This window comes from Novosphingobium subterraneum, assembly GCF_000807925.1.
GTDB classification, from domain to species: domain Bacteria; phylum Pseudomonadota; class Alphaproteobacteria; order Sphingomonadales; family Sphingomonadaceae; genus Novosphingobium; species Novosphingobium subterraneum.
This window is the reverse complement of record NZ_JRVC01000013.1, coordinates 1-23,643: the sequence shown is the minus strand read 5'-3', so window position 1 is coordinate 23,643 and position 23,643 is coordinate 1. Positions and strand designations below refer to the sequence as shown.

General features: G+C 61.1%; 21 protein-coding genes. 11 read left to right on the top strand and 10 right to left on the bottom strand.

Annotation, left to right across the window (positions count from 1 at the left end):
• The first annotated feature begins 48 nt into the window (after positions 1 to 48).
• The 4 genes from NJ75_RS13365 to NJ75_RS13350 all read left to right on the top strand — a co-directional run bounded on the left by NJ75_RS13365 (position 49) and on the right by NJ75_RS13350 (position 4,695).
• The gene (locus tag NJ75_RS13365) at positions 49 to 1,572 is read left to right on the top strand and encodes a B12-binding domain-containing radical SAM protein (RefSeq protein WP_052242492.1); all 1,524 of its coding nucleotides are present in this window, start codon (positions 49 to 51) and stop codon (positions 1,570 to 1,572) included.
• Entirely contained in the window at positions 1,569 to 2,849 is a 1,281-nt protein-coding gene (locus tag NJ75_RS13360) for a nitric oxide synthase oxygenase (protein WP_052242491.1), read from the top strand. The genes NJ75_RS13365 and NJ75_RS13360 overlap by 4 nt, the downstream gene beginning before the upstream one ends.
• Positions 2,846 to 3,787: a glycosyltransferase family 2 protein gene (locus tag NJ75_RS23390; RefSeq protein WP_052242490.1), complete on the top strand. Its 942-nt coding sequence runs from the start codon at positions 2,846 to 2,848 to the stop codon at positions 3,785 to 3,787. The genes NJ75_RS13360 and NJ75_RS23390 overlap by 4 nt, the downstream gene beginning before the upstream one ends.
• Before the next feature lie 647 nt (positions 3,788 to 4,434).
• A complete protein-coding gene (locus NJ75_RS13350; protein WP_039335332.1) occupies positions 4,435 to 4,695 on the top strand; it encodes a ribbon-helix-helix domain-containing protein in 261 nt (86 codons plus the stop codon).
• Here NJ75_RS13350 and NJ75_RS13345 read toward each other — a convergent pair.
• Both NJ75_RS13345 and NJ75_RS13340 read right to left on the bottom strand, forming a co-directional pair.
• Positions 4,665 to 4,886, bottom strand: a complete 222-nt coding sequence (locus tag NJ75_RS13345) for a hypothetical protein (RefSeq protein WP_039335331.1) — start codon at positions 4,884 to 4,886, stop codon at positions 4,665 to 4,667. The genes NJ75_RS13350 and NJ75_RS13345 overlap by 31 nt on opposite strands.
• A gap of 61 nt (positions 4,887 to 4,947) precedes the next feature.
• Positions 4,948 to 5,250: a hypothetical protein gene (locus tag NJ75_RS13340; protein WP_039335329.1), complete on the bottom strand. Its 303-nt coding sequence runs from the start codon at positions 5,248 to 5,250 to the stop codon at positions 4,948 to 4,950.
• Between the two features lie 212 nt (positions 5,251 to 5,462).
• Here NJ75_RS13340 and NJ75_RS13335 point away from each other — a divergent pair, with 212 nt between their 5' ends.
• The 6 genes from NJ75_RS13335 (at position 5,463) to NJ75_RS13310 (ending at position 12,715) form a co-directional block, all read left to right on the top strand.
• A complete protein-coding gene (locus NJ75_RS13335; protein ID WP_156135800.1) occupies positions 5,463 to 6,485 on the top strand; it encodes an ArsR/SmtB family transcription factor in 1,023 nt (340 codons plus the stop codon).
• Complete coding sequence (metF, locus tag NJ75_RS13330; protein ID WP_039335324.1) at positions 6,482 to 7,438, top strand: methylenetetrahydrofolate reductase [NAD(P)H]; 957 nt, start codon at positions 6,482 to 6,484, stop codon at positions 7,436 to 7,438. Before NJ75_RS13335 ends, metF begins: the two co-directional genes overlap by 4 nt.
• Positions 7,435 to 8,511, top strand: a complete 1,077-nt coding sequence (locus tag NJ75_RS13325) for a homocysteine S-methyltransferase family protein (RefSeq protein WP_039335322.1) — start codon at positions 7,435 to 7,437, stop codon at positions 8,509 to 8,511. The genes metF and NJ75_RS13325 overlap by 4 nt, the downstream gene beginning before the upstream one ends.
• Before the next feature lie 5 nt (positions 8,512 to 8,516).
• Positions 8,517 to 11,168, top strand: a complete 2,652-nt coding sequence (gene metH, locus NJ75_RS13320) for a methionine synthase (RefSeq protein ID WP_039335320.1) — start codon at positions 8,517 to 8,519, stop codon at positions 11,166 to 11,168.
• A gap of 247 nt (positions 11,169 to 11,415) precedes the next feature.
• Positions 11,416 to 11,931 carry a hypothetical protein gene (locus NJ75_RS13315; RefSeq protein ID WP_039335317.1) on the top strand — a complete coding sequence of 172 codons (516 nt, stop codon included), beginning with the start codon at positions 11,416 to 11,418 and terminating at the stop codon, positions 11,929 to 11,931.
• A gap of 484 nt (positions 11,932 to 12,415) precedes the next feature.
• The gene (locus NJ75_RS13310; protein WP_039335315.1) at positions 12,416 to 12,715 is read left to right on the top strand and encodes a hypothetical protein; all 300 of its coding nucleotides are present in this window, start codon (positions 12,416 to 12,418) and stop codon (positions 12,713 to 12,715) included.
• A gap of 74 nt (positions 12,716 to 12,789) precedes the next feature.
• Here the strand turns inward: NJ75_RS13310 and NJ75_RS25370 are convergent, their stop codons facing one another.
• The 5 genes from NJ75_RS25370 to NJ75_RS13285 form a co-directional block, all read right to left on the bottom strand.
• The gene (locus NJ75_RS25370; protein ID WP_156484059.1) at positions 12,790 to 13,992 is read right to left on the bottom strand and encodes a methyl-accepting chemotaxis protein; all 1,203 of its coding nucleotides are present in this window, start codon (positions 13,990 to 13,992) and stop codon (positions 12,790 to 12,792) included.
• Entirely contained in the window at positions 13,953 to 14,528 is a 576-nt protein-coding gene (locus tag NJ75_RS24370) for a hypothetical protein (RefSeq protein WP_156484058.1), read from the bottom strand. The genes NJ75_RS25370 and NJ75_RS24370 overlap by 40 nt, the downstream gene beginning before the upstream one ends.
• Before the next feature lie 1,459 nt (positions 14,529 to 15,987).
• Positions 15,988 to 16,431 carry a helix-turn-helix domain-containing protein gene (locus tag NJ75_RS13295; protein ID WP_156135798.1) on the bottom strand — a complete coding sequence of 148 codons (444 nt, stop codon included), beginning with the start codon at positions 16,429 to 16,431 and terminating at the stop codon, positions 15,988 to 15,990.
• Positions 16,432 to 16,735: 304 nt separating this feature from the next.
• Positions 16,736 to 17,458, bottom strand: coding sequence for a response regulator transcription factor (locus tag NJ75_RS13290; RefSeq protein WP_082013384.1), 723 nt, complete (start codon positions 17,456 to 17,458; stop codon positions 16,736 to 16,738).
• Between the two features lie 938 nt (positions 17,459 to 18,396).
• Positions 18,397 to 19,272, bottom strand: coding sequence for a metallophosphoesterase family protein (locus tag NJ75_RS13285; protein ID WP_236727146.1), 876 nt, complete (start codon positions 19,270 to 19,272; stop codon positions 18,397 to 18,399).
• A 1,409-nt stretch (positions 19,273 to 20,681) separates the two neighbouring features.
• Between NJ75_RS13285 and NJ75_RS23775 the strand changes: the two genes are divergently transcribed.
• Positions 20,682 to 20,981 carry an IS66 family transposase gene (locus NJ75_RS23775; RefSeq protein ID WP_082013394.1) on the top strand — a complete coding sequence of 100 codons (300 nt, stop codon included), beginning with the start codon at positions 20,682 to 20,684 and terminating at the stop codon, positions 20,979 to 20,981.
• Positions 20,982 to 21,187: 206 nt separating this feature from the next.
• Here NJ75_RS23775 and tnpC read toward each other — a convergent pair whose 3' ends face one another.
• From tnpC to tnpA, 3 genes are all read right to left on the bottom strand, one after another.
• The gene (gene tnpC, locus NJ75_RS13275) at positions 21,188 to 22,726 is read right to left on the bottom strand and encodes an IS66 family transposase (protein ID WP_039335308.1); all 1,539 of its coding nucleotides are present in this window, start codon (positions 22,724 to 22,726) and stop codon (positions 21,188 to 21,190) included.
• A gap of 61 nt (positions 22,727 to 22,787) precedes the next feature.
• Positions 22,788 to 23,135, bottom strand: coding sequence for an IS66 family insertion sequence element accessory protein TnpB (tnpB, locus tag NJ75_RS13270; RefSeq protein WP_039335306.1), 348 nt, complete (start codon positions 23,133 to 23,135; stop codon positions 22,788 to 22,790).
• Positions 23,132 to 23,515, bottom strand: coding sequence for an IS66-like element accessory protein TnpA (gene tnpA, locus NJ75_RS13265; RefSeq protein ID WP_039335304.1), 384 nt, complete (start codon positions 23,513 to 23,515; stop codon positions 23,132 to 23,134). Before tnpA ends, tnpB begins: the two co-directional genes overlap by 4 nt.
• Between the last annotated feature and the right edge of the window lie 128 nt (positions 23,516 to 23,643).

Genomic DNA, 23,643 nt, shown 5'->3' with positions numbered 1-23,643 from the left:
GGCGAATCAGATACCTGTCTGACATTGCACCTACACATTGGAGCGGAGGTGACGCTGTCGGACATAGTGACCAGACGCGGTGCGAAGCGCCTGTCCTCGAATGACGGCAAACGCATTCTCCTCGTCGATCTCAACAATTTCGCTTCATTCCCGACGCTTGCTGTGGGGTTGCTGGTCGCATCGCTGCGAAATGCCGGGCATCGCGTTGATCTGCTCGTTCCGCTGGCGTACGACGTTCCAGCCGCAGCGCGCGAAAAGCCGGATCGGTTGCATCATAAATGGATGCGGGCTCTGCACCTCTCGACGACTCCAGGCCTCATCGTGTTCCGCAATGCCATGCGATCGGCGTTTTACTGGTATCACAGGCGTCCCCACGAAACAGTGATCCGTGAAGTTGGCCGCGCGTTGGATCAGCGGCCAGACATCCTGTTGCTGTCCGCCTATCTTCAGCATCACGCAACCGTCGTGGAGCTGTGCCGCTTAGCGAAGGAGCGCAGCGTTCCAGTGCTATTGGGCGGCCCAGCCTTCAACTTGAAGGGTACGACTGAAGCGTGGCGCACCATTCCCGGCTTGACCGCAATTTACGGCGGTGAGGCCGATCTTGTCGCGCCCGAACTCGTCACCGCCATCCTCGCCAAGCAGGACATGTCCGGGGTTCCCGGCATCACCCTGAGCGACGGGCGGGGCACGCCTGCCGCGCCGCCATTTAGAGAATTGGATCGCTCTTCGGTTCCAGATTTCACCGATTTCCCGTGGGATCGCTATCCGGTGCGGATCGTGCCGATCATGACTGGCCGCGGTTGCCAGTGGGGGCGCTGCCTGTTCTGCTCGGACGTCGTTTCTGCAAATGGCAGGACGTTCCGGACACGGAGCGTCGAATCCGTCCTCAATGAAATGCGGGAACAGTCGCGGCGCTGCGCCACAACCAACTTCCTTTTTCTGGACCTCAAGCTCAATTCAAACCCACATCTCTTGCGTGGACTGGTCGAACATGTGCAGACGGCCGTACCGGGCGCTCAGTGGATCGGGACCGTCCATGTCGACCGTCGGCAAGATAATGGCCTGTCCAGAAATGAACTACGCGCTGCGGCTCGAGCCGGAATGCGTCGGGTCAGCTTTGGCCTTGAATCAGGCAGCCAGCATGTGCTCGACCTGATGGATAAGGGCTCATCTGTTGAAGGCAACGAAGCCTTCATTCGTCATGCCAGCGAGGCTGGGATTTCCGTGCGCTGCACAATGTTTCAGGGATTTCCGGGCGAAACCGCCGAAGACCTCTCCATGACCGCCGATTTCCTCGTCCGGAATGAGCGCTACATTGATCGTGTCCGTTTCAATGACTTCTCGATCTTGGAGGATACGCCGATTTGGCACAAGCTGATGGCGGAGGCTAACTCCTATCCCGGGCTATCGATCAAAGGCATCGACAAGCGTCATGCAAAGGCTTCCTACGCCTACACACCTTCGCGCCATCCCGAGTATCGCAGGGCGCGAGCACGAGTGCTTGAAGCAGTCTATGGCATCAACCGCAGACCACTTCGCGATGAGGCGCGCATGTTTGACGGGCTGATGTGACGAACGAGGCAGATCGCTTTGTTCAATCCGATCCGGTGCGCAGGCGGTTACGACGTCTTACGCGCTCGGAACGGATTGAGGAAGCCGTTGCTTTCATCCGTCAGTTTGCTTCCGAAACCGGGCAAAGTTCAGCAGATGCCGATCTCCGTATCCGCGATATTCGTCGCAGCATTCGGCAGAAGGGAACCTATTGGCATAGTCCCGACGAGCTGGTGTTCGGCGCCCGCGTCGCCTGGCGCAATCATGCGCGATGCGTGGGGCGTCTCACGTGGAAATCCCTGCAGGTCAATGATTGCCGGACGATCACGGATTGTGATGAGGTCGTCGATCGAACCCTGATGACTCTGCGCCAGTCCCTTTCCGGCGGCGAGCTGCGATCCGCGATCACCATCTTCGCGCCCGCGACCGTTGCATCCATGCCGCCTACATTCGAAAGTGCGCAGATCTTTCGATACGCAGGCTATATGCTGAATGATGGTGCTGTAATCGGAGATCGAGCGAATATTGAGCTTACGCAGATCGCTCAGCGGCTTGGCTGGATCGCACCGGCGCAACCCACCAACTTCGACCTGTTGCCGCTTATCATGCGGACGGCAGATGGCGTGCGACATGCCTACAACATCCCGTCGGACCTCAGGCATGAAGTACCAATTCATCACAACAGCTTTCCGGGCCTGAGCGACCTTGGGCTACGATGGTATGGGGTGCCGGTCGTCACCAATATGGTGCTGACCATCGGCGGCATCGACTATCCCTGCGCACCGTTCAGTGGGCATTACGTCGCGACGGAAATCGCATCGCGCAATTTCATCGATCCAACGCGCTATGATCTGCTTGACACCATCGCACGCGCCTTCGGCTTCAGTCCCGATAAGCAAGAGCGCTCTCTCTGGAAGGATCACACGCTAACTGAACTGAACCAGGCTGTGCTCGACAGTTTCAGGCAAGCCCGGATCACCATTGCAGATCACCACAGCGTCAGTGATCAGTACGTTACTTTTGCACAGCTGGAACATCGTGCCGGCAGAACGCCCTCAGGCGAGTGGCCCTGGATCGTACCGCCGCAAGCTGCAGCGGCGTGCCCGACATTCCATCTGCCTATGGCGAACATTCAGGCAGTCCCTAACTTTTACGTCAGCCGTCATATTGATGGCGCCAGCCTTGCAATCGACCGGACCAGCCTGCGTGATGGCAAATGGCGGACGCGATATGAGCGGCTGAAGCGGCGCTGGCGCAACTGGCGCAAACGCCGAGACTACATCTGGCAGCGGGCGTGACACCGCCGCGCTTCAGCATCATCATCCCGCATAGGGACGATTCCGTGGGTCTCTCTTGCACCCTCGCGGCGCTTACCCGCCTTGACGCTACGCCATCGTTTGAGGTCATCGTCGTCGACAATCGCTCAGCTTGTGGCGTTGACGGCGTCAAAGTCGTCACTGCCCGGTTCAATCAGCTGGACATAACCTTTGTCGAAGCACCTATTGTAGGAGCAGGACCTGCACGTAACGCTGGCGCGCGCGCGGCGCGAGGTGATTTGATCGCCTTTCTCGATTGCGACTGTCTTCCCGAGCCTGATTGGCTAAGCGTGGCCGAGCGACTGCTTGCTACACCTGGTGCGGTTGTCGGCGGTCCTGTCGAGGTATCAGTAGGCTCGCTACCTGCCGATAAGATCAATCCGGCGCAGCTCTTCGACCTACTGTACGGCTTTGATGTCGCGCGCAGCTTCCGCCTTGATGGCCTTCTGCTTTCCGGCAATCTGTTGACATCGCGAGAGACGTTTTTTCGCGTTGGTGACTTCAGGACGGGCCTCTCGGAGGATCGCGATTGGTGTATACGTGCGCGATCCATGGGCTATCTGCCGACGTTCTCATCCGACCTTGCCGTCATGCATGTCGCACTAGATGACGTGAAGCGCCTGCGCGCACGGTGGGCGCGCGTCGCACGGGAAACGCACGCCTTCCACCGTTTTCATGGTGCGGGCCGATCTGGCGGGCTGCTCTACTGCTTGACGGTTGCTGCCTCGCCCTTGGTGCATGGATGGCGTCTTTTCGGCGCCAAGGCTGCCAGTGCACCTGCGTCCATCCGTTGGCGCACACTGCTCCTGCTGATCAGGATCAGGAGCCAACGAGCTGCAATCGCCGCCTCTCTCCTTGTGAGGGATCTGTTGAACGCCGTCAGAGACGCTCTGTCGGGTGCGTCAAAAGCAGGACCGTGAGCGCAATGAACACCAATAGCGTGATCGCACTCATCGCCAGCGTGTTCGTAGACTGGTCGAGGTAAACACCATTGGCGCAAACCGCCGCAACGCTGTCAACGAAGGTAGTCTTGGTCGAACTGAACTAACGTGAGCCGAGCGGCCCGGTAAATCCGTTCAAATGGGCGAACGATGCGCCAATCCTAAGAGTGAGCAGTTGATACGAGCGGCCGCTCCCATTGCACTGAGGATGCACGCGCCGAGCTTGGTTCCGGGGCTTGCCCCTTCCGCAAGCTTGAGCCAGATGCCGAGCCGCACGGACCACGCTCAATCGTCAGTCGGCATCGGAGGGGTGACAGTTCCATGGTGACTCATTGTCATTGGGCTCATCGTTCTGGTAGCTGTTCTCCGAGGTAAAAGGAGAGGCTTCCATCGTGATAGGGGATGTGTCGGTTGTTCGCTTGGGTGCGTAGACATGTGCGACTGATCGTCGCTTTTTATGACCAGCTTTATGACTTCGGCTTACTTTTCTGCCAGAGGCTAATAACTGCAGAAAGTTGTCGGACTCCTGCTCCTTCTCGCTCAGTGCTTCGTAGCCTCTTGCCATCATGCAGGGGGAGGAGCGAGGCGGGTTGCGGGCCACCCCCAATAATTCCTATCCCTGGCGCATGACCAACCCGTACCACCCGCCGGCAAAGCGCTCGGTCGAGATTGCCGGACACAAGACTTCGATCAGCCTCGAGCCGATGTTCTGGGACATGCTGCGCGAAGCTGCTGCCGCCGAGGGCATGCCGATCAATGCGCTGGTTGCGCGGATCGATGCCGAGAGGATCAGGGTGGAAGTGGCGCCAGGGCTCGCCGGCGCAATCAGGCTGTGGCTCGTGGCGCGTCTGCGCAGTCATCTTGCGGACGGCATGGGCGCTTCCTGAACGGGAACCGTGGCTTCCGGCAGGGCAGGCTGCGCGCGGGCATCGAGCATCTCGGCCGCAGCATCCAGTGCCTTTGCGTCATCCCGCGATACGCCGCCGGGCTTCTCGTCCTCGCCTGGACCGCACGCACTGACAAGGCCGACCAGTGCAGCGATGGCGAATATGCGGAATTTGTCGCGGGGCGTCGCCATGGCTAAGGTTGCGGGGGCTAAGGTTGCGGGCGGCGCGTGAGCGCGTCGCCCGCTTGTGTCTTTACTGCGCCGGGGTCTGCGGATCTTCGCCTTCATCAGCCGCAGCCTGTGCCGCGGCTGCCACCGCTGCCGCATTGTTGGCAGTATCGCGCACGGCGTTGGCTTCGGCATCCGCTGCTGCCGAAGCATCAACCACAGGTGCCATCGGAGCCGCTGCAGCCGAAGGCTCCATTGCCGGCAGTTCGTCTGCGGGCATTTCCACCGTGTCCTCGGCAGCTGCTTCGGATGCATCGTCGGACTTGCCGCATGCCGAAAGGGCAAGGGCTGCTGAGGCGACGATCGCGAGGCTTGCGTACTTCTTCATCGAATTCCCTCTCTGGGCTGTTTCTGGGCTGTTCGCGGACGGAACTCCGCCCGGCGTGAAGCCGAACGAGGCTGTTCTATAAGTGGCCAGAGGCTAAGGCAAATGCATCCTGTGCGCAAAATAGGCAGGCACTGGAAAAACTATAACAATTGATATAACAAAAACCTTATATCAATTGACAGGCATAAAGGTTTCTTTATATGAAGCCCCACATGAACCTTGAAAATGCCATTCGCGCGCTCGACGACCCGACGCGCCTGCGCATCCTGCGCCTCCTTGCCAGCATGGAGCTGGCGGTGGGCGAAGTCGCGCAAGTGCTGGGGCAAAGCCAGCCGCGCGTGTCGCGCCATATCAAGATCCTGTGCGATTCGGGCTTGGCCGAGCGTCGCAAGGAAGGCGCCTGGGTGTTCCTGCGCAGCTCGATCTCGGAAAGCTCGGACAGACCGCTGGCCGCTGCGATCGCACGGCTGCTCGCCGTGGCCGAGCACGAGGACACCGCCTTCGGCCGTCGCTGCGCCGAAGACCGCCAGCACCTCGACGCGATCCGCGCCTCGCGCGAATCCCACGCTCTCGACTGGTTTTCGCGCCATGCCGAAGAGTGGGACGAGTTGCGCTCGCTCCATATCGAAGATGGCCCGGTAGAAGCCGCGCTGACCGAGATGCTGCTCGATCTTGCAGGCGAGGCAACGCCATCCCAAGGCAGATTGGGCCGCGTGCTCGATGTCGGGACCGGCACCGGCCGCATCGCCGAACTGCTGGCACCGCATGCCAGCCACGTCGTCGCCTTCGACAAGAGCCACGACATGCTGCGCATTGCCCGCGCCCGGCTCCAGCACTTGCGCGCCGACAGTGTCGAGCTGGTGCAAGGCGATTTCGCGCAGATCCCGTTCGCCGCGCGCAGCTTCGACACGGTGCTGTTCCACCAGGTCCTGCACTATGCCCAGGCACCCGAAGCCGTGCTGGCGGGCGCTGCCCGCGTCACCGCGCCGGGCGGCCGCATCGCCATCGTCGATTTCGCCGCGCACGATCGCGAAGACCTGCGCCAGACCCACGCCCACGCGCGCCTCGGCTTCTCCGATGCCCAGATCGAGGCGATGCTGCGCGATGCCGGTTTCGTGCCCCACGAAACCCGCGCGCTCGCGGGTCATGAACTCGTCGTCAAGCTCTGGACCGGCACGCGCCGGGAAGACAGCGTGGCGCAACTTGAACCACGGCAAAGCCGGAAAGCCCCATGAACGCCAGCTACGATCAACCCACCTACGACAAGTTGCGCGAAGCCCGCACTGCGCTCGACACCCCGCTCTTCGCCGGGCTGCCAGGCGACATCAATGTGTCGTTCGAATTCTTCCCACCGAAGACCGACGCGCTGATGGCACAACTGTGGGACGTGGTCGAAACGCTGGGGCCGCTGCAGCCGAAGTTCGTCTCGGTCACCTACGGCGCGGGCGGCTCCACCCGGGACCGCACCCACGGCACTGTCGCCCGCATCATCAGGGAAGCCCGCCTTCCCGCTGCCGCGCACCTGACCTGCGTCGATGCCAGCAAGGCCGAGATCCGCGAAGTCGCCGAAAGCTACTGGGAAGCGGGCGTGCGCCACATCGTGGCCCTGCGTGGCGACATGGGCGCACCCGGCGTGCCGTTCACGCCGCACTCGGACGGCTATGCCAACGCTGCCGAACTGGTGGCCGGCCTGAAGCAGATCGCTCCGTTCGAGATTTCGGTGGCCGCCTATCCGGAATCGCACCCGGATTCGCCGAGCAGCCAAGCCGACATCGACAACCTCAAGCGCAAGCTTGATGCCGGTGCCACCCGCGCGATCAGCCAGTTCTTCTTTGAGCCCGAAACCTTCTTTCGCTTCCGCGACAAACTGGCAGCAGCGGGCATCGACGCACCGGTGCTGCCCGGTATCCTCCCGGTCTCCAACGTCGCCCAGACGCGCAAGTTTGCCGCGGCCTGTGGCGCGGCGATCCCGGCCTGGATGGATGGACTGTTCGAAGGGCTGGACACCCATCCCGCCTCGCGCCAGCTTGTCGCCGCGACCATCGCTGCCGAATTCTGCCGTCGCCTCTATGCCGGCGGCGTGCGCGATTTCCACTTCTACACCCTCAACCGCGCCGAACTGTCCTACGCGATCTGCCACCTGCTTGGCCTTCGCCCCAAGGCTCCAGCGCTGGAGAAAGCCGCGTGACCTTGCTTCCTTCCGCCGCCCGCACCGCTTTCCTTGAGCAGGCTGCCAAGCGTATCCTGATCACCGATGGCGCGTTCGGCACCGAGATCCAGAACTTCAAGCTGTCCGAAGCCGACTACGCCGGGACGCTGGGCCTGGCCAAGGACCAGAAGGGCAACAACGACATCCTGGCGCTGACCGCTCCGCAAGTGCCGGAATCGATCCACCGCGCCTATTTCGAAGCCGGGGCCGACATTGCCGAGACCAACACCTTCAGCGCCAACCGCATCAGCCAGGCTGACTATGCCGCCGAACATCTGGTGCGCGAGATCAACGTGGAATCGGCAAGGCTCGCCCGCCGCGTGGCCGATGAGTTCACTGCACAGGATGCCGAAAAGGGTATAAAGCGCCCCCGTTTCGTCGCCGGTGCCATCGGCCCCACGAACAAGACCCTCTCGCTCAGCCCCGACGTCAACGATCCCGGCTTCCGCGAGATCGACTGGGACCACCTCGTCGACGTCTATGCCGAGCAGGTCCATGCCCTTGTCGAAGGCGGCGCGGACTTCATCCTGATCGAGACGGTGTTCGATACCCTCAACGCCAAGGCCGGCGTCATGTCGGTGCGCCAGGTCGAGAAGGAACTCGGTCGCGAGATCCCGATCATGATGTCGATGACGCTGACCGACCTTTCGGGCCGCAACCTTTCGGGCCACACGGTCGAGGCATTCTGGTACGCGATCCGCCATGCCAAGCCGCTCACCATTGGCCTCAACTGCTCGTTCGGCGCCACCCAGCTGCGCCCGCACGTGAAGGCGCTGTCGGAAATCGCCGACACGCTGATCATGGTCTATCCCAACGCCGGCCTGCCGAACGAGCTCGGCGAATATGACGAGATGCCGCAGACCACGGCGGGCCTCGTCAAGGAATGGGCCGACCATGGACAGGTCAACGTGCTGGGCGGGTGCTGCGGCTCCACTCCGGCTCACATCGCGGCGATGGCGCAGGCGGTGCGAGCCCTGCCGCCCCGCAAGATGGCCGTGCCTGCCACCGTTACCCGACTCGCCGGGCTTGAACCTTTTGTAATGGCTGCCTGATTTCCATGACCGATACATTTACCGGCTCGCGCTTCGTCAACGTCGGCGAGCGCACCAACGTTACCGGCTCGGCCGCATTCAAGAAGCTTATCCTTGCCGGCGACTACGCCAAGGCCGTCGAAGTCGCGCGGCAGCAGGTCGAGAACGGCGCGCAGGTGATCGACGTCAACATGGACGAGGGCCTGCTCGACGCTGTCGAGGCCATGACCACGTTCCTCAAGCTGATCGCTGCGGAGCCCGACATCGCGCGCGTGCCGGTGATGATCGACAGCTCGAAGTGGGAAGTCATCGAAGCCGGTCTCAAGTGCGTTTCGGGCAAGCCGATCGTCAATTCGATCAGCATGAAGGAGGGCGAGGACGCCTTCCTCCACCACGCCCGCCTGTGCATGGATTATGGCGCCGCCGTCGTCGTCATGGCCTTCGACGAGAGGGGCCAGGCAGACACGAAGGACCGCAAGGTCGAGATCTGCGAACGCGCCTACAAGCTGCTGACCGGCATCGGCTTCCCGCCTGAAGACATCATTTTCGATCCCAACGTCTTTGCCGTCGCTACCGGCATCGAGGAGCATGACAACTACGGGCTCGATTTCATCGAAGCCACGCGCGAGATCAAGGCGCGCTGCCCGCACGTCCACATCTCGGGCGGCTTGTCCAACCTCTCGTTCAGCTTCCGCGGCAACGAGACGGTGCGCCGCGCCATGCACTCGGTGTTCCTCTACCACGCCATTCCGGCTGGCATGGACATGGCCATCGTCAACGCCGGCCAGCTCGACATCTACGACCAGATCGACCCCGTCCTACGCGAGGCTTGCGAGGACGTGGTGCTCAACCGCGCGCCTGCCGCAGGCGGTGATCAGACCGCGACCGAGCGCCTGATCGAGCTTGCCGAAAGCTACAAGGGCAAGGACAAGGTCGCCGAAAAGGAAGCCGAGGAATGGCGCGGCTGGGACGTCGTCCGCCGCCTCGAACACGCGCTGGTCAAAGGTATCGACGCTTTCGTCGTCGAGGATACTGAAGAAGCCCGCGCTGCCATCGCTGCGCGGGGCGGTCGCCCGATCGAAGTGATCGAAGGCCCGCTGATGGAAGGCATGAACACGGTCGGCGACCTGTTCGGTTCAGGGAAAATGTTCCTGCCGCAGGTGGTGAAATCGGCCCGCGTAATGAAGAAGGCGGTTGCCCACCTGATCCCGTTCATCGAGGCGGAGAAGGAAGAGGGCGCCAAGGCGAAAGGCCGGATCATCATGGCCACCGTCAAGGGGGACGTTCACGACATCGGCAAGAACATCGTCGGCGTGGTCCTGCAGTGCAACGGCTATGAAGTGATCGACCTGGGCGTGATGGTGCCGTGGGCGACGATCCTCGACGTTGCGCAGAAGGAACAGGTCGACATGATCGGGCTGTCCGGCCTGATCACGCCTTCGCTCGACGAGATGGTCACCGTGGCGGAGGAAATGCAGCGTGCCGGGATGACCATTCCGCTGCTGATTGGCGGCGCGACGACCAGCAAGGTCCACACCGCGCTGCGCATCGATCCGGCCTACGACGGCCCGGTCGTCCACGTGCTTGACGCCAGCCGCGCCGTGGGCGTCGCTTCGCAGCTCTTGTCCGATACGCAGGCCCAAGGCTTCATCAAGGCCACTGCCGCCGATTACCAGCATGTCCGCGATGCGCGTGCAGGCAAGGGTGCCTCGAAGCTGCTCAGCCTCGAAGACGCGCGCCTGAATGCCTTCGCGCCGGACTTCTCGGAAAAGGCCCCGCCGCCCGAACAGCCCGGTCGCCACGTCTTCGAAGACTGGGATCTCAAGGATCTGGTCGAATGCTTCGACTGGACGCCGTTCTTCCGCTCTTGGGAACTGGCAGGCACCTATCCTGCGATTCTTGAAGATGAAGTGGTTGGCGAAAGCGCGCGCAATCTCTATGCCGACGCCCGCGCGATGCTTGAAAAGATCATCGCCGAGAAGTGGCTGACGGCCAAGGGCGTCGCCCAGTTCTGGCCCTGCGCCCGGCACGGTGACGACGTCATCCTGCACCCGAACGACGACGAGCTCTCGGTGCGCCTGCCGTTCCTGCGCCAGCAGTTCATCAAGAGCCGCGGCCCAAATGGACAGGGGAGGGCCAACTTCTGCCTGGCAGATTTCATCGACCCTGCGGGCGACTGGATCGGTGGTTTCGCCGTCGGAATCCACGGCATCGACGAACACCTCGCCCGCTTCAAGACCGACAACGACGACTATTCGGACATCCTGCTGAAGGCCCTGGCCGACCGCTTTGCCGAAGCCTTTGCCGAACGCCTGCACCAGTACGTCCGCACCACGCTGTGGGCCTATGCCCCAGGCGAGCAGCTGACCAACGAAGCACTCATCCGCGAGCAGTACCGCGGCATCCGCCCGGCGCCCGGCTATCCTGCCTGTCCGGACCACACGCTCAAGCCGATCCTGTTCGACCTGCTCGATGCCACCAACACGGCAGGCATCACGCTGACCGAATCGCAGGCGATGCTGCCGACCTCGGCGGTATCGGGCTTCTACTTCTCCCACCCCGAAAGCCAGTACTTCGGTGTCGCGACCATCGGCCGCGACCAGCTCGAAGACTATGCCGGCCGACGCGGCTGGGACGTGTCCGTCATGGAGCGCTGGCTCCGGCCCAATCTGGACTGACACGCCCCTCCCCTGCATTCATGGCACATGGCTGCTCTCGAAAGTCACCGATCGCTTGGGCACTGCCATGACCTTCCAGCGTCGCCTAGGGTCTGAGCGCGCGCACGAAACAGGGCCTGTGACAGAACGCAGCGAGCAGGACTTGGCTCGGGACCTTCTGCCCCGACCTTCACGCGAAAGGCACGGATTATAAAGTTGACCGGGCAAGACTGCCTGTGGTGCCATGCAGGCAAAGGGGAACGCTGCTATGCTGGATGGGGCCATTACGCCAGTCACCGTTTTCAACCAGAGGTATGCCAGCGGGAGCGATGGAGACCGCGCTGGACAAGGCACTGCTGATACCGAGCAGACAGCCTACAAGCGGCTGATCAACTGCGAGCTGACTCGCCAGGTCATTCCTCTGGCCCACATGGCCGACCGGCTGGGCGTCTTGCGGACAAAGCTCCATAAGGTGCTGCGGCAAGGCGCTCATCTTGACGAAAAGCTGCGGCTGCGATTGTTCGAACAATTGCAGATTGACCAAACGCGGGCAACAATTGCTGTTTCCCTGCTGAGGAGCCACCTTGCCTATTACGATCAGGCTGTCTTCCTTGCAGCAGAAGGCCTCAAAGGTCTCTATTGCGAGGCGCGTTTGGCAAATCAGGGAACAATCCAGATCGATCTGCAACCAGCCATCATCCATACGGCCGCGGGTCGGACGTACGCCATGCTGATGGTCCATCAGGCCCGAGTCCTCGAGGCCAATCAGACCCTGTTCTGCTGATGCAGGACCCCAGCACCAAGCTCGATCTGCCCAGCACGATCCACCCAGCGTAGCAGTCTTGTCGTTGCAGGGCGCAAAGACCGGATCCCGGACCAAGAACAGGTTGAGGACGCGTCCATGTCCCTGATTCCTGGCGCAGGCCGGGCAAGCGGCCTGTCGGGATTCTCGAATGGCACTGCAGTCTTGCCGAGGCGCATTTGCTGGTTTCGGGCGATGCAAGAGTCGCGCGGCTGGCTCGGAGAGGCATGCCGCGACGTCTCGCGGCATATCACAGGAACGAGCACCGCCAGTAACGAACCGTGTCGAAGTCCGCGGCCTTGATGCGGGGCTTCAAAAGCATTGCTTCCTGACGTAAGATCTGCAGGAACTGGAATTGGTCTCTGCCCAACTGCGCACCGGGTGCTAGCCAGCAAACTCAGATATGTCGCCTCTTTCGTGTTCCTCTCGCGGCTCTGCCATGACACATTCTGGAAGGAGCCACCCTGTGAGCCGTCAAACGAAACGCAATGCCGGACAATTCGATACGGAGCTTCTCAAGCTCGCGTTTGCAGCCGTCCGCGACCAGCCTGTTGCTGTCCAGCGCGCGGTAACCAGGCAAATCGAGGACTGCACCTTGCGCCTCACGATCGAAGGCAAGGAAGTTGAAGCCGAAGCGCTCTGCAGGTTCGTCTCATCCATCTTGCCCGGCAGCTTTTCCGATGCGCGCGACACGGCCACCCCGAACCGTCCTGTGGCTGAAGCGGCGCCTCCCTCGGCAAGCCCGGTCGGCACGTTCTTCCGGTAGAGACACGCGCCCGCGCAGTGCCCAGGAGCCCACTCCGGCAAGCCGTGAAGAACGTTGCGTTCGTCCTGGCGTTATCACGCAGCCTGCAGAAGCGGCGCAGACGCGCTGACGGCCGCAGGGTGGCTGCGCAAACGGCGAACGAGCCCGTCCAGGTCCTGCGCCTCCCTGATGAGGGCCCTGGCTGCCGCGTCTGATTGCTCGGCCATGGCTGCATTATGCTGCGTCACCTCGGCAATCGCCTGAGACGCGCACTTTACAGTGCCAAGCGAATGCGTCTGCTCCCCCATGCTGGCAACAATCGTCCGGACATTTTCAGCCACCATGCCCATGCCTGCCACGATCCGCCCGAGCGCCGCGCCGGTTTGGCCGACCAGGAGCACGCAGGAGCGAATCTCGTCGCCTGAAGCGGCAATCACGGTCCTGATGTCGGCAGCAGCATCGCCTGCACGTTGCGCCAGAGACCTGACCTCGCTGGCAACGACAGCAAAGCCCCTGCCGGCCTCGCCCGCGCGGGCTGCTTCCACGCCAGCATTGAGCGCGAGGAGATTCGTCTGGAAGGCAATTCCGTCGATCAGGCTCACGATCTTCTCGATGTCGCTGGAGGACTTTTCCAGGGCATGAACAGCATCGACGGCCTCGGCGGCGACAGTGCCGCCCTGCACCGCCTCTTCGTGCGCCCGCGATACGTTCAGCCGGATCTCGCCAGCCAGGCTTTCGCTTGTCTCCAGCATTGCAAGGACATTTCCAAGTGCTTCGAGGTTGCCCTCGACGCTGCCTGCCTGCGCCACATTTCTATGCGCAAGGTCGCTCGATGCCGCACCGATCTGCTCTGCCGCGATCGCGACCCGGCCTGCCGAGCTGGACACTTCTCCGACAACTTTCCCCAAAGTTTCAAGGCTCACGTTGAATGTACTGCGCAAGCTCTCGAACTCCGGGGCAAAGGCTTCGCGAAGCCGATGGTCAAAGTCTCCTCTCGCCAGCGCGTCCAGACCGCATGAAACACTCGCAACGACTTTGCGCACTTCTGCCTCCACCGCTCGCTGGTGCTGGGCTGCAATTCGGAAACTCTCGATAGCACGGGTCATGTCGCCCACCTCGTCGTCGCGGTGAAGCTGGGAGCGTCCCGCTTCCAGATCGCCTTCGGCCATGGTGCGCATCGTCCGCGCCGCTGCAAGCATCGGGTCGAGCGCACTCGACATGAGCCTGTGCAGGCCAAAGCCGACCAGGGCCATTGCGCTCAGGGCAACCAGGCCAAGCAGGCCAAGGACAGTCTGCACCGTTCCCAGTGCTTCCTCTTCAGCAAGGGCGTTGCGGCGGATGCTTTCCTGGGACAAGGCCTGGATGGCAGTGCGATGTGCATCAAAAATGCGTCAGCCTTGCGATAGACCCTTGCTGCAGCTTCCATGTCGCCCCGCTCGACCGCAGGCAGCAGTTCCGTGTCGACAAGTTGCCAGAAGCGGTCCGCCTGCATCATAGCGTCTTTCTCATGACGCTGCTTGAGATCGCCATCAAGCTCGCTGGCCGCCCAGTATCGCGAGCGGTCGTGATAGACCCTTTCAAGCTCGGCAAGCCGGTGGCGGCGCAGGTCAAGCGATGCGGGATCCTGCACGATCCTGGTGACTTCCAGCATGGGTTCGATGACATACTGCGGTGGAGGCAGGATATCTGCGAGGTACTCGCCGGTCAGTTTCTGCCTCTCGTGCAAAGGTCCGCCCAAGCGAATCTGTGACATGCCGAACGCTGCAAATGCTGAAAGAGCCAGAAGAGCACAGATGACGAACGTGCCACCCCTGCGCACTGTTTGCCTGATCATGTCCAGACCCCCCGTGTCTGATTTCGCGTGAGTTGGTAGACTGCAAAGGGCCACGAAAATGATTGCTGGCCCTTCCCGGCAAACACGAGGTGTTATAGCCTGGCCACATTAAGGCCCTAAGTTTGCTGCCCCGAACAAACTTGACGCTGTACAAAGTGTTACAAGGCCAGACATTGCAGAAAAGATTAACGCTATCTGGGTGACCGACAGAATTGCCGCAGACGTACGACATCATCGAGTTTGGAGGGTGGCCCGCACAGGCAGGCGATCTTGACACCGGCGGCACAACCAACAGCAAGCAACCGTGCCGCCCTCCCTCCACAGCGCTTACCGCGCCTCACGATCTAAATGCTTGCGCTTGCCTTTCCCAAAGCGGCTCGACAGCGGAAGGCCTGAAAAGCTGTCGGGCGGAGCAGCGGTGATCGGATAAGTTGCCCTTTCACGCCGCCGAGTGGCCCGCAACAACACTCTCACTAATATTCTGACGGGTGCTGCGGCCGGACTACTAGAGGCGACCGCCTGGCAAAAGGCACGTGATCGACGGGGTGATCGACAAGCTGCCACTGCACATTCCGGACCTGATCCCCTGCCAGATCCACGGCCCGGATCAACAGCGGTATCCCGTAGGGCGCAGGTTTGGCAGCACCTCGGAACACCTGGTTCGAAAGGATGCGGCGGTCGCAACACACGGACTTGTGCGTATTGGCTAACAGGTGATTGCACACTATCGTCCCCTTCGGCGCCTGCACTTTAAGGATAGCTGCCCGGTCCAGACACGAGTTCTCTCGCAAAGGGCGGACAATCTTGAAGTTCGTGCGTCTGGGTCAAAAGAACAGAAGTCCTCTCCGCAAGTTGCGGTGGCGTCGCCAGCCGATTGGAGAAGGACGGGAGACGTAAGATGCAGCGATCAGCCCACCCGTTCTGGCACAGTGGCCAAGGCACCGGGTCCGCAGGCAAATCGAGCACATGGCGGGGATGGTTGCGTCTGACTTTGCCACTCGGCATCTCCATGGTGCTCTGGTACGGGATATGGTTGATCGTGCGGACCCAGCTTTGATCGAACGGTCCCGCCTGATCGTGCAACTGCCGCCTTGTCCAGTGCCTGGGACGATCGGGACCGAGCAGATCACACAGCCTAAAGTCGGCGCAACGCCTAGCCTATCGCTCGTGTTCGCTCGATCAGAATAGTTGTGACAGGTGCCCGCAACCCGGTGTCACCCTGATCGAATTATTTCTTGCCAGTTCACCTGCTTCTCGGCAGCGGCTCGCGACAGATTTTCGTGCGAAACCAGGCTTCCAGCAGGGACGCACAGGCTGGCACCCAAGAGCAGGACTGGAACCAGAAATCTGCAGGCGCGCACGGAGTACAGCTTATCTGCTGCAGGGCGGATCACAGGTGCTGTAAGAAGTTTGGTTTATCGTCGCTCGATGCGGCGAAACTAGGGGCAATCGCGCCAGGTCAGCTGTGAGCAACCTTTCCTGGAAGCGATCCCGCAGCCTGCATGGCCAGGCACTTCTCGATCAGCGTCACCGCTGAATCATTGAGGACAATCCACGTCCTGCGCGCATCATTGCGATCGGGCGAACGCAGGACAAGCCTGCGCGAGCCGAGCAAGGCAAGCCAGCGAATAACGGTCGCAGTGGGAATGCCCGTGGAATAGACAATGTCGGTCACGCACATGCGCGAACAATCGCAGCGCGACAGGTAGAGCGCCACCAGGATCGCCCAGCAATACTCGCTCGACAATTCTGCGCCCAATATCTCTTTTCGTAGCATGCAGCTTCTCAGGTAATCATTCGCAAGCTTGCGAAATTGCCGACCTCCCGCTGAATCGGGTGAACCACGGACAGGCGAGCGACAATCTTCGGAAAAATCATCGAAGTACTGGTTGAGGATCGCCAAAGCTTCACGTGCTTCTGCCAGACGATTCAGCGTCATACTGCCCTCTCCAGCTCGCCGAGGACTACCAAAGGCTTCGGCGCCGTGGCATGGAAGACCTTTAATCAGACAAGACTACCGCAACTCGATTACCCAGACCCTCAAAGAAACGTCGAATCTGGAGCGTTCCTCGCATTGGCTCGCAACACCGTCGATTATCTGAGGGGCGGCTGGAACCGCTGCCGGGCCGTCACTCGCTGGCGATAGCCAGATCGCCCTGAAGACGCAGTCATCGTGCAGGACAGACGCCACCCGCCACCCGCAGCGATCAGCTCAGCCCTGCAGCCTCGATCTCGACTCGGATTGCTTGCGCGGACGTCTTGGCGCCCAGTTTTGTCATCATTTTCATGCGGTGGATTTCAACCGTGCGCGGACTGATATCGAGCTCCCGCGCGATCTCCTTGTTCGACAGTCCCGTTGTCACGAGTCGCAGCACTTCGGCCTCACGCCTCGATAAGGCCTTGATCGCCCGCCGCGCGACCGCCTGGCGCAGGCGGACCGCAAGGCACGCCTGGCCTTCTGCGTAGCCATGGTGCAACTTCGTAAGCAGTTCTTCCCGCGATACATCGCCGACAAGATAGTTCACCACTCCGGCCTTTATCCCCGCGACTATGGCATCGCAGTCCAGCGTCCGGGCAAATGCGATGACCGGAAGCCAGATGCCCTGGCTGTCCATCATCTCCATCAATCGGCACGCCGCCCCGGTCCCGTCTTCGCACAGCAGGACCAGCCCTTGCTCGGGCATCATGGCAATGAGTTCGTCGGCATCTTCGTAGACCTCGGCATGATGACCGAGTGAAAAGATCAGGCGCGCCTTGGCCGCGCGCTCGAGCTGATTGCTGGCAACGACATGAATGTACATGCGATCCGGCACTTGCATGGTTGCCCGCGCGCCGTACTCGTCGGACACAGGCTGGGCGAACAGGTCCATGAGCAGCGCGCGATCGGCTGGTGTGCTCGGAATGGCGTTCACTGGCATTAAGAAGCTCATCTGATCCCCCTCACAAGTGTGCCGCAAGTTGCGGCCTGACCTAAGGGAATGTGCAGAATGAAGGTTAACGCCGGGTCCGGGGAGCGGGTAGGCTTTATCCCTAAGGACTTTTGACTATACCGCGTCATGTCCTCGCTTGGGATCTGGCGCAATCGAGCTGAAATCCCGACGTCGGACAGCCGTCCGGGATAGGACGACCCGCCGTCAGGACCTGAAAAGATTAACAAGCAAAAACGGCAGCTTAACCATCCATCTTGAGCTTTACATGAATGCCCGTCGTCTTTCTCTCGATCAAATAAACCTTGAGGCAGGATCGCGATAAGGATTTCCCTGCTTGCTGAACCTGCATTTTTGAGAAGCGTCGCTGGCTGCCCGATCTCGTTCCTGATTTCCGGCGCGATCGCATCTATGCCGCCTTGGCGCCTTTACGCTGATTGCCTGTGCTCTGGCCATAGCTGGCTCACGGCCTGCCCTGTCCGCCGCCTCCCGACCCTACGCGAGCTGAGTAGTTCCGAAATTGCACCCTTACGCTTTTGCAGCATGGTCCCTGCAGTCGAGCGGTTGATGCCAGGCGACGCCTTATGGCGATGTCGTGGCCGTTGGCGTAACTGTCGTTTCAGGCCCGATCGTCAACGGCCCGGCATACTGTGCGCTGCCATTGCGCAAAAAGGGTCACCAGCTGCTTGACGTCGCATTCCTGGTCATGTTGCCCGGCGCCCTGCGGGGTAGCAGAGCCGCTTTTGGCCATTCTCCATGCGAGGCCACGGCCATCCGCACCATGATGAAGGGCGACCACGTATACTGCGCATCAGCGCGCTTGCATGCCCTGGATATGTTCTGCAAACTTCCGTTTGGGCGAAACGCATGCCATAGCTCAATACAGCGGAGGCGGGAACATTCTCGTCACGGTACTGGTTCTCGCCAGAGCCCCAAGCCTGTCACGCGCTGACGACCGGCATCGGGCTAGCGATGGCCTTTTCTTCGTGGAGAAACCATCTGGTCACCCCCTCCAGCCCAATCGCAGTCAGACGCCCGTGCAGGTAGGCGCCCGTATCGATACCGATGCGGCAGGAACCAGAAATGACGTCCGGCGCTACGGTATGGCCGTGAACGACCACGAAACCCGGATCAAAGTCCGCGTCGAGGAAATCCTTGCGGATCCATCGCAGATCCTGCTCCGACTGCTCCGCAAGCGGCACCCCTGGCCTTATGCCGGCATGCACGAAAACATAGTCGCCAATCATCAGGATATTGTCCATGGATCGCAGCAGCTGCAGGTGACGCTCAGGTACAAGTCTCGGTAATTGTTCGCGCAGCTCCTCGATGGTCAGCCGGGCATAAGCATCGGCATCCTCCATGTAGCTTAGGATTGTCTCGCGTCCTCCATGCTGGAGGAACTGGCGCAGGACGCGCCCGGACCCAAAACTTGCAAGAAACATTTCTTCGTGATTGCCGACGATCAGTCGGACGTTCCGGCGGGTCTGCAAATCAGCAACCATGTCAAGCACGCGCGCGCTGTCCGGGCCGCGATCGATAAGGTCACCCAGGAACACGACCGTCGTTTCCGCCGGTTCGCGGGCGAAGTCATCGGCATCGATGCGCTCGAGCAAAACCGCCAGAAGATCTGCGCAACCGTGGACATCACCAATGGCATAGACCCGGTGGCCTTGCGGTATTCGGGCCTTCAATCCGCAAGCCCGGGAATTACGCTGCCAATGTCGCAGAATTTTCGAGAATTGACCAAAGCCTAACACGTTGATGCATATGCTCTGTTTAACAGCAGCATGCAATGACGTCTGCCACGCTTGGCGCACAGCTCGTCTCCTTGATGCGGCTCGCTGTCTGGTTGCGACCCATCATTTCGACACGTACGCAGTGCTCTTGCGAACCACATGTGACACCTTGCTGCGCACGTTGATGACGGTGGCCTTGTCAGAAGCCTCCAATCCAAGGCACTTCACGCAGCTGCGTTCCAAGGCACGTCTTCCCGTGCCCATGCAAGAATTGTTACTCCGTCCCCGTTCGAAGTGCGATAATCCTACCGATTGGATCTGCGCCGGGCAAAGGAGGCTGCGACCGCTTTGGCTTGACTTCTACCTTGGAAGCAACATGAGATGAAGTTGCATTTGTTGCAATCTCAGGCGCTATGCCATCGAGGAAAGAGGCTGTGATCGCCGGGGATTTGGTCGGGCGTCGGGGCAGCGAGTCTCCATCCGCTGCATGCGCCGTCGCAGCAAGCGCAGTGATCGCGAAGAGTATGATCAGCAGGCGAGATATGAGTGGCATGGAAGCGTGATAGAGCTTTCTGATTAATCTACTGTGAAAACGCGTTTTTTGCCTGTACGCCGCTGCGGTCCGTGTGTGCCAAGCTGGCGGATAGGACGTTTGGCTGGAAGATCATGAGAAGGCGTCGCCCGCTCAACTTTTAATGCTTGAAAGGATTTCGAGCCTTGCTCTGCGGAGAAAGAAAGGCCGCGCTCGAGATGCGTAGGGGATAATCGCGGCCTAGTCATAAAAAGGGATGTCGCTATCGCTCTAGCTGACGACCAGACCCTAGACGTTGCATGGTTACTGATTGCTTAAAGCTTCAAGAAAAAGCCCCTCGCAACCGGTGGGTGCGTGGGGCTTTTCCTGGCTGAGAATTCGGGACGGGGAAATATCCTGATGTCCTTTAGACAGGCGACAGTTAAAGACGTCCTAACAGATGTAGAAAGGCCCCAGATGCTCGGCCTCGACTGCGTAGGCACGGTGCTTGGCCACGTCGGCACTCAGCAGTAGAAGCGTCAGAAACGCCTTCGATGAGAACGAGTGAACCCATCACAAACTGGCGAAGCCTCCCCGAAATGCTTGGATAATCTGTTATCCCCTGCACTGTGCGGCGCCACAAATACCACAGGTCATGCAAGTCGATCCTGTTCAGCCAGGCAAGGCAACTGCATGCTCGTCAGCTACGGAGCCGCGTCCGTCGCCAACGGCTACGCAAACCACCCCTTCCCGCATTGCTTAGCATACAGCGACATACCGATCCGGTCGTGCCCCCAATCATCTTCACCGACGACCAGGAGCGACCACGGAAACCGTTGAACCGCGCCGATTGGGTATCTTGTAAGATCCTGCAGGACCATCAGTGCCAGTTACTGCATATCGCCAGGGGCCACCGCGATCCACCTTCGTCGATCTGCCGGAACCATAGCGACGCCTTCAAGCAGCCAGAACCGGCACGATCGTCGTCAATGACCTGTACGTCTACCTCGAGGCCCGACTCCGGCACGTCAGTTCCAATAGCCATCCTGCCGTTGCTATTCGCCACGCGCCCATCGTCTGGCCCGGGCTGTCGCTGCTCCTCGACGGCAGTCGCGTCAAGCTGGCTTCCAACACCTTCGAGCGGTCGATCGGTCCGCTGCTTCTCAGTCGCAAGAAGGCCCTCTTAGCAGGCTCCGACGAAAGTGGCGACGACTGGGCAGTGATCCCCACGCTCATCGAGAACTGCAAGATGCCAGCATCAACCGGCATGCCACGCTGACCAGGCTGGCCAGCGATCATCCTGCAAACGCCGTCGCAAACCAATACCGTGGACCGCCGTAGCCCGAGTAGACCGCTTACAGCTTATGGTCGATCACCGCCGGAACGAATGCCTGATAAATCTGTGGCCAAGTGGCCCGGCAGCACAAGCCATTGGAAACATCATGGCGCCGCGCAACTTCGTAAGCGTGGCCTGAAGGCCGCCGGTTAGGCGGCCTCTGCGATCAGCGGCTGCTGGCTGGAAGTCCAGTGCCAGGGCATGAGCTCGTCCCAGCGAGCGGCTGGCCATCCGCCCGCAATCTTTGCGATGACATCGGCGATATAGGCCTGCGGCTCGATGCCATTGAGCTTTGCCGTCTCGATGACCGAGTAGATGGCGGCGGCGCGTTCACCGCCAGCCTTCGATCCTGCGAATAGCCAATTCTTGCGGCCGATCGCGACGCTGCGCATCGCGCGTTCGGCGACGTTATTGTCGATCTCGGCCAGGCCGTCATCGAGGTAGCGCGTGAGCGCAATCCAGCGCTTGCGACCATAGGCGAGCGCCTTGGCCATCGCCGACTTGGGCGACAGGCGGCGCAAGGCATCGTCGATGGCCGCGCGCAGATCGTCGACCAGTGGCCTGGCTTTTTCCTGCCGCCGTTGCCGACGCATATCGGGCGGTTGTCCCCGCACCTCGTCCTCAAGCCGGTAGAGCGCCGCGATCCGCTCAAGCAGATCGGTGGTCAGCGGTGTCGGACTGGTCTGGTGGTTCTCGAATATCTTGCGCCGGAAGTGCGCCCAGCATGCCACTTCCTTGATCCGGTTGCCGGCATAGAGCTTCTCGTAACCGGCATAGCCATCGGCCTGGAGGAGACCCGCGAAGGCCTTCAGTTCGGTTTGCGGATGGATACCGCTACGGTCGGGCGTGAACTTGTACCACACCAGCGCCGGAGCGGTTGATCCGCTGGCCCGATTATCGACGACATAGGTCCATAGCCGTCCCTGTGCGGTCTTGCCCTTGCCGGGCACCAGCATCGGCACGGGCGTATCGTCGCTGTGGATCTTGGCGGCCTTGAGGCCTTCCTCGCGGATCCGGGAAACGATCGGATCGAGTAAATGCGCGGCTTGTCCTGCCCACCCGGCCAGCGTCGAGCGATCGATGTCGAGGCGCTGCGCTGCCATCATCTCGGCCTGCCGATAGAGCGGGAGATGATGGTCGAACTTGGACACGACCACATGGGCGAGCGTGGCGAAGCTGGCCTTGCCGCGGGCGATGGCCTTCGCCGGGGCTGGCGCCTGCACGATCTTCTCGCAGGACCGGCAGCTGTACTTGGGACGGATGGTGCGGATCACGCGCCATTGCACGGGCAAGACGTCGAGCATCTCGTCGCTGTCCTCACCCAGCGGGCGCAGGACGCCGCCACAATCGGGGCAATTGCAGTGGCCCGCTTCGGGTTCGATCCGCTGCTCGGCACGAGGAAGATGGGGCGGAAGGCTGCGGACCGGCGCTGGCCGTTCGGGCTTGGCTGCTGGCGCATCCTTGCGGGCATCGGCGACAGCGGCTTCACCTTCCAGCTCCTCGAGTGCAAGTTCAAGCTGCTCGATCTGGGCCGACAGCTTCTCCGACGACTGCCCGAACGTCATGCGGCGCAACTGCGCCAACTGGAAACGCAGCGTGTCGATCAGCGTGTCACGAGCGGCCAAGGCTGCTTCCAGCTCGGCGATCCTGGCATCTTTATCCAGGTTGGAAGTGGCTGCGTCCGACACCGTGACCCACTAGCAAAGTGGGTCATTCCGCACCAGAAAAACCACGCAAATCTGCGACTTTTTATCCCGCCAACAGCGGCACGGCAGTGCGTTCGGGCCGGCGCCAGTCAATACCTTCGAGCAGCATGGAAAGCTGCGCCGACGTGAGATTGACCTTGCCTGTCTTCGTGACCGGCCAGACAAATTTACCGCGGTCCATGCGCTTGGAAAACAGGCACATGCCCTGACCATCGAACCAGAGCAGCTTGATCAGATCGCCACGCTTGCCACGGAAGGCAAATAGCGCGCCGCTATGCGGTGACTGTTCCAGCACTTGCTGGACCAGCACGGCAAGCCCGTCAAAGCCCTTCCTCATGTCCGTCGCCCCGCAGGCGAGATAAACCCGCGTCGAGGGTGGCAGGGGGATCATCGGCCAAGCACAGCGATCACCCGGGCCAGGGCGTCGGCATCGACCATTGCGTCCACGGTCAGGCGGACACCCTTCGGCAGTTCGATGCTGATCTGGCCGCAGCGCGGTGGGACCGGCAGCGCAACATCGCGGACGACCGGATCTGCGATCTCAACCTCCGAGAATGCCGGCAAGGCCGGTGGCCGGACGCCAGCAAGTTCTCCCGACATAGCCTGTCGGCGCCACGTGTAGATCGAGCCGCTGCCAACCTCGTGCCGGTCGCACGCTGCGCGGACCGAACCCTCCGGCCCAAACGCATCTCGCAGAATCGCCAGCTTCTGCTCCACCGTCCAGCGACGCCGGCCGGATACCCGACCAACAACCTCAATCTGAGTAGTCATACGACCTCTCGTATGACTACTCGCTCGTTCGTCTTCGAAATCATCCATCGTCGGCGCCCCAAAAAAGGAGCGGCTATCAGCCCATCAATCCCGCACAGTGCAAGGCGGCCTACAGCCCACGGTTACGC